The sequence below is a fragment of the Prevotella falsenii DSM 22864 = JCM 15124 genome (assembly GCF_000613945.1).
In the GTDB taxonomy this organism is placed as follows: domain Bacteria; phylum Bacteroidota; class Bacteroidia; order Bacteroidales; family Bacteroidaceae; genus Prevotella; species Prevotella falsenii.
The window spans coordinates 1-5,501 of the sequence record NZ_BAJY01000055.1; the positions used below are offsets into that span (position 1 = coordinate 1).

The 5,501-nt window shown below is 34.6% G+C and carries 5 protein-coding genes and 1 pseudogene; 5 read left to right on the forward strand and 1 reads right to left on the reverse strand.

Annotation, left to right across the window (positions count from 1 at the left end):
• Positions 1–437 (reverse strand): annotated as a pseudogene (locus JCM15124_RS12130) (helix-turn-helix transcriptional regulator); the annotation flags it as partial.
• 190 nt (positions 438–627) lie between these two features.
• Between JCM15124_RS12130 and JCM15124_RS12135 the strand changes: the two are divergent.
• The 5 genes from JCM15124_RS12135 to JCM15124_RS12155 all read left to right on the forward strand — a co-directional run.
• Positions 628–1,257 (forward strand): hypothetical protein, encoded by a 630-nt coding sequence (locus JCM15124_RS12135; protein ID WP_024999618.1) that lies wholly within the window; start codon positions 628–630, stop codon positions 1,255–1,257.
• A 187-nt stretch (positions 1,258–1,444) separates the two neighbouring features.
• Positions 1,445–1,666 carry a hypothetical protein gene (locus tag JCM15124_RS12140; RefSeq protein WP_024999619.1) on the forward strand — a complete coding sequence of 74 codons (222 nt, stop codon included), beginning with the start codon at positions 1,445–1,447 and terminating at the stop codon, positions 1,664–1,666.
• A gap of 70 nt (positions 1,667–1,736) precedes the next feature.
• Positions 1,737–3,041 carry a radical SAM/SPASM domain-containing protein gene (locus JCM15124_RS12145; RefSeq protein ID WP_024999620.1) on the forward strand — a complete coding sequence of 435 codons (1,305 nt, stop codon included), beginning with the start codon at positions 1,737–1,739 and terminating at the stop codon, positions 3,039–3,041.
• The gene (locus JCM15124_RS12150; protein ID WP_024999621.1) at positions 3,022–5,100 is read left to right on the forward strand and encodes an outer membrane beta-barrel family protein; all 2,079 of its coding nucleotides are present in this window, start codon (positions 3,022–3,024) and stop codon (positions 5,098–5,100) included. Before JCM15124_RS12145 ends, JCM15124_RS12150 begins: the two co-directional genes overlap by 20 nt.
• Positions 5,097–5,501, forward strand: a 405-nt coding sequence (locus JCM15124_RS12155) for a cysteine peptidase family C39 domain-containing protein (protein WP_024999622.1), incomplete at its 3' end; no start/stop codon positions are given. The genes JCM15124_RS12150 and JCM15124_RS12155, both read left to right, overlap by 4 nt.

Genomic DNA, 5,501 nt, shown 5'->3' on the forward strand with positions numbered 1-5,501 from the left:
CATATCTTGCCCTCATCGGTCAATAGAATGGGAGTAAGCTGGTGGTTAATCAGTTTGCTCTTTGTTCCACTCTTCAGATGAAAGTGATAGGACATAGAACATTGGTATTTATCGACGTTATCGAAAGTATCAAAGAACTTAAACCCACTGCTGTTTAGCTCAACAAGCATTTTTTGTTCGTCCTCCGGTACATGTTCCAAGTAAAAACTGTAACCTAATTCCTTTACTTCCTTTGCTGTATGCCCACAAAGAAACAAAGGGTTGTCCGATACATAAAGAAATTCCTGCCTGTAATAATCTATCAAGTAAACACTCTGATAGGTAACACGTGCAAAAGCCTCTACCGTTTGAACCAATGTAGAGAGCACTTGGGAATCATAGTCAGGTGCGTTGCGCACGGTGTTCGATGCTATAAAGAAATCTTTTATGTCTGTCATATATGCTAAACGTGATAAGGTTCTCTGCTATATTTCACTACAAAAGTACATTTTTAATGCGGAATACCGCAAAAAGATTACACAAAAGTGTAAAAAACAAAGAGAGAAATGCCAAATTACACAAAAGTGTAATAGGTGATATTTGCATAGGAAGTATTTTTGCCGTATAAATCAAGAAACAAAAAGCATTATGGAAAAACAGATTGCAACATTTAAGGACTACGCTATCTTCTTGGCAGACAAAACGAGTCTGTTGGAAATAGCACAGTTTGTGGTCAGGGAAAATTACTTTCATCACTTATCTTCATTTACAGAGAAAGAAGTAAATGAAGACATCAAATCAGTACTTGAAGAAGAGGAATATCTGTATGATAACAAATCCCAAATCTATATTGCAAGGGATTCCTTTGGGAATATGATAGGCTGCATTAGGAGCTTTCATTGGGATAAGCACAAGATTCTTCCAATAGAAAAGGTATATGGTATAAACCCTTTATCTGCTATACATAAGGAAGCAAAATATAACTATTGGCATATTGGACGTTTTGCCGTTGCAAAGAGAGCAGGGATATCTACATTGACATTGTTCAAGCGGTTAATGGCTTTGGCAGTAAAGCCGATAGTTGAGGACAAGTACAGCTATATGATTGCAGAGATTGACAGCAGACTACTAAAAGTAATGAAGGTTTTGGGGTTTGGCACACGCCAAATAGGAAAATCCATAGACTATCTGACATCAGAAACTATTCCTGTATGTTCCAGCAAAAGAGGTATCAAGGGCTTCTTTTCCAAATACGGTGAGCTCTGCAAGGTGGCATGATTACACTTTTGTGTAATATTTCAGCCAACAAATTCAGAATTACACTTTTGTGTAGTGGAAAAATTTGGAGATACAAATATATTTGCAACATATTCTTTAGACATAAAATGAAAGCTGAGCACAACAGTAATGAAAAGTGCCAATTCCTTACGGAGTTGTTTTTTATTAATATTTAAATCATTTATTTATGAATGAAAAATTAGATTTAGGTATGCAACTTTCTCAAGACGAGAAAGGACAATTGCATGGAGGGTATGAACTTCAAGAAAGTTCTAGTCAGGATTCACAGTTCTTCTCTGATAATGGGAACTGTAAAGGTGGTGGCTGGTTTGACGACAACACCAATTGTAGTAGATGTTCTGGGTGTGATAAACATACAGGTATGGAACATATGGAATCTATAAAGTAATCAAACCTCTCAGTATTCTTTAATTTGTAGGTGAGAATTTCTTTCTCGCCTACATTTAAAACATTTTCTTATGGAATGGAGTAGATACAACGAATTAATAAAGAGTCAAGATGGTATTTCCTTCCTCTTCAATTGTCGTACGAAGAAATGGCTATCTTTAGTAAACGAACTTTATAACTTGCTTTCTGATAATTATAGTAATATAGACAAAATTCGCACAATACACCCTTCATTATTTGAAACTTTAGTTACGAATGACTTTATTGTCAAAGATGCGAATGAAGAAATTTCTAAATGTATTACAGAAATAAATACACGATTAGATTTTTCTAAAACGTTAAAATTAACTATAAATCCAACTCTTGACTGTAATTTAAGATGTTGGTATTGCTATGAAGGACACTTACATGGAAGTGTAATGCTGCCACATACAATAGATAGTATATTAAAATATATTACAAAGCAACTGCAAAAAAATCAATATGAGCGTTTGCAGCTTGCCTTCTTCGGTGGAGAACCTTTACTAAAATTTAGTACTGTTGTTCAACCACTTATATGTAAGGTACACGATCTTTGTCTTGAAAAGAATGTCAATTTTGCAGTATCTTTTACAACAAATGGGGTTTGTCTTACGCAAAAAGTAAGAGGCAATATAAAGAAAATTACAACTAATGCAAGTTTTCAAATTCCATTTGATGGAGGCATGAAAATGCATAATAAGGTGAAAAAATTTTATAGCGGGCAAGGGTCTTATAACATCGTGACAAAAAATGTACGAGAAGCTATTCTTGATGGATTTCGAATAACAATTAGATGTAATTACACTAAAAAAAATATACGTTCTTTTCAAAGCCTTATTTCTGATTTTAAAGATATCCTCGATAGTCCTAATCTACGATTTTCCTTTCATAAGGTTTGGCAAGAGGTCGAGGACGAAGAGTTAAAGGCTGGGATAAAAGAACTTAAAGCAAGTATTGCAGGATTTAAGTTTCAATCAAATATTAATTCATTTTTTGGAGACAGTGTGAACCCATGTTATGGGGATTATATGGATAATTATGTTTTTAATTATAATGGTGATGTTTTCAAATGTACTGCACGTGATTTCTTACCAGAACATAGGATAGGAAAGATAACCGAGTTAGGTTGTATTGAATTTAATAATCTAGCACTCCAACGAGTAAAAAAAAGTATGACATCAGAATGTCATATGTGCAGAAGACTTCCGATATGCCCCATTTGTTCTCAAGTAAGATCTGAATCTACAAATGATAAATGTCCTGTTAACATTACCCCAAATGAAATTTCTAAAAACATACAAGAATACTTTTCAGATTTATTTTATCAACAAAATTATGAAACACTATCTAAATAAATGTTTTATACCCTGTCTATTGATGTTTTGCTCAACAGGGTTAGCACAAGAAACAAAGCACCTTGATGAAGTTGTTGTTATAGCATCTCGTATAGTTAATAAACCAGACGGATACATAACCAATCTCAAAGGAATGAACATTGTTAAAGGTAAACCTGCAGCTTCTATACTCTCTTTCCTTCCAAACATTTCACATGAAGAAGGCAAATTCAAGATAAATGGGCTATCTGTTAGTGAAATATATGTAGATGGTGTAAAACTGTCTGACACTTCTGAACTTAATAAGATACCAGGGGAAAGGATTGATAAAGTTGAAGTAAAATACCTTGCTGGTGCAGAAAATAATGCAGCGTTGAGTGGAGGAAGCATTATAATAACTTTACGCCGCCCTGAAAATGGAGGCTTCTATGGTAGTATTATAGGGAACTCCGAGTGGTTTCGCTCTTGTGGCTTTGGAAATGAGGATATAGGATTACTTTTTAATGCCCGCTATAAGAATCTTAGTCTATATGATAATATGGATTTCGGACATAAGAAGATAAAGGAAACTGCAGAGCAATGGCAGGCAGAACAAGATATACAATCATTAATGTCTAATAGTTTAGTTTCCAGTTCTGTTAATTTCAGGAATCGAATCAGCCTTACGCAAGAATTCAAATCTGGAGTTCAGATAGGCGGAAGCTATCTTTATGGCTCTTCAAACCCGTCTCCAACAACTAAAACGTTTGCTAACAACGAATGGACTTCAATTAGCGAGGTAACGAATATTCATCTGCATGAAGGAACCATCAAGTTCTCCATGCCATTAAATAAAAGAGGAAGTTCTATAGAAGTAACCACCGACTATTTGAATAGACATAGTAACAATAATTCGCTATATTATATTGAAGAGGAAAATACTAACAATATTACGGAACAGAATAAGCTCAACTTATGGAAGTTTAAGGCTGATATTTTGTATCCATGTAATCGTTCACTTGTATTTAAATTTGGAACATCTGCCCAATTATTATCTTCACAGTATAGTCCTTCTGGGAATAATATAAGTAATCGTTTTAATACGAGTACAAAGACTACGAAAACCTCCGGTGTGACTCCAATTGTTTATACTGTAGCACAAGGAAAAATTAGTAAATTCCGATATAGTGCAGGTTTGAACTGGCAACTCAATCATATCAGTTTTAGCGATTTGACCAGCGATATTCATGAACATAACAATCAATGGAGTTTCAATCCTACTATTCAGATAATGATGCCATTTGGAAAAAGGAAAGAACACAGTTTGATGCTTAACTACAAGCGAACGATGAGTGACATTCCCTACTCTGCAATATCTTCAGCTATCACGTGGAAAGATGCATATAACTATAGTGTAGGTAATGCGAATCTGAAGGCACCGTCGTCTGATATGCTAATGGTTGGTCTTTCTATGTTTAGAAACAAGGTGACGCTTACTGCTATTTATGCTTACTCGCATAACCGTATCTATTGGCAAACCTTTAATGATGAAGAAAATTCTAACATCCTTTATACAAAACCCATTAATATTTCAGGACAATCTTATTGGGGAATGGGAGCTGAATATATGGAAGCTCCGACTAAATGGTGGAACTTTAAATTCTCAGGACGTGTAGAGATAACCCCTGAAAAATTACAAATAGGTACGACCTTTTATAACAAGACCCGTTTCAAAGAATACTTCTCTTTTAACAATAACTTTGAATTTACAAATGGATGGGGAGGTATGCTAAATGCAAGCATTGAACCAAAATTCCAAACACTTGAAAGAACTTATCATACAGTATATAATGTTAATGGGAGAATTTATAAATCATTCTTAAATGATAATCTTCAGTTTGCTATTGACTTTACTCCTCTTGCCAATAGACGTAAACTTGACAGACAAATAGGAACAAGCAAAATTACCTATCAAAATACCTCTTCAACTCAGTATGTTGGGCTCTCTATTACTTGGAATTTTTCTAAAGGTAAAAAAGTAAAAGTAAATTCTGTAGATGGGATACAAGAATATCATCAGACAAAAGATAACTGGGAATGAAACATTTTTTATGGATTAAGCAAGCTGATTCTATGCAGTGTGGAGCGGCTTGTTTAACCATGATTTGTCGCTTTTATGGAAATCATATAAAATATACAGACGTAACCCAGATTTGTGTTGCTACAATTTCAGGTATTACAGTAGAAGGTATTGAAAAGGCTGCAGAAAGAATTGGTTTTTTAGCAAACTCATACATAGTAACTATACAAAGCTTATTAAAGATAAATAATCCCTGCATCCTCCATTGGAATCAAAACCATTTTGTTGTGCTATATAAGGTCAAGAAAGGAAAGACTTTCTACATTGCAGACCCCGGGAAAGGACTTATCAAGTACAACCTTGAGGAATTTAAGAAGCATTGGGTCAGCACCCAATCGGACGGTGAAGAGAAAGGTATTGCG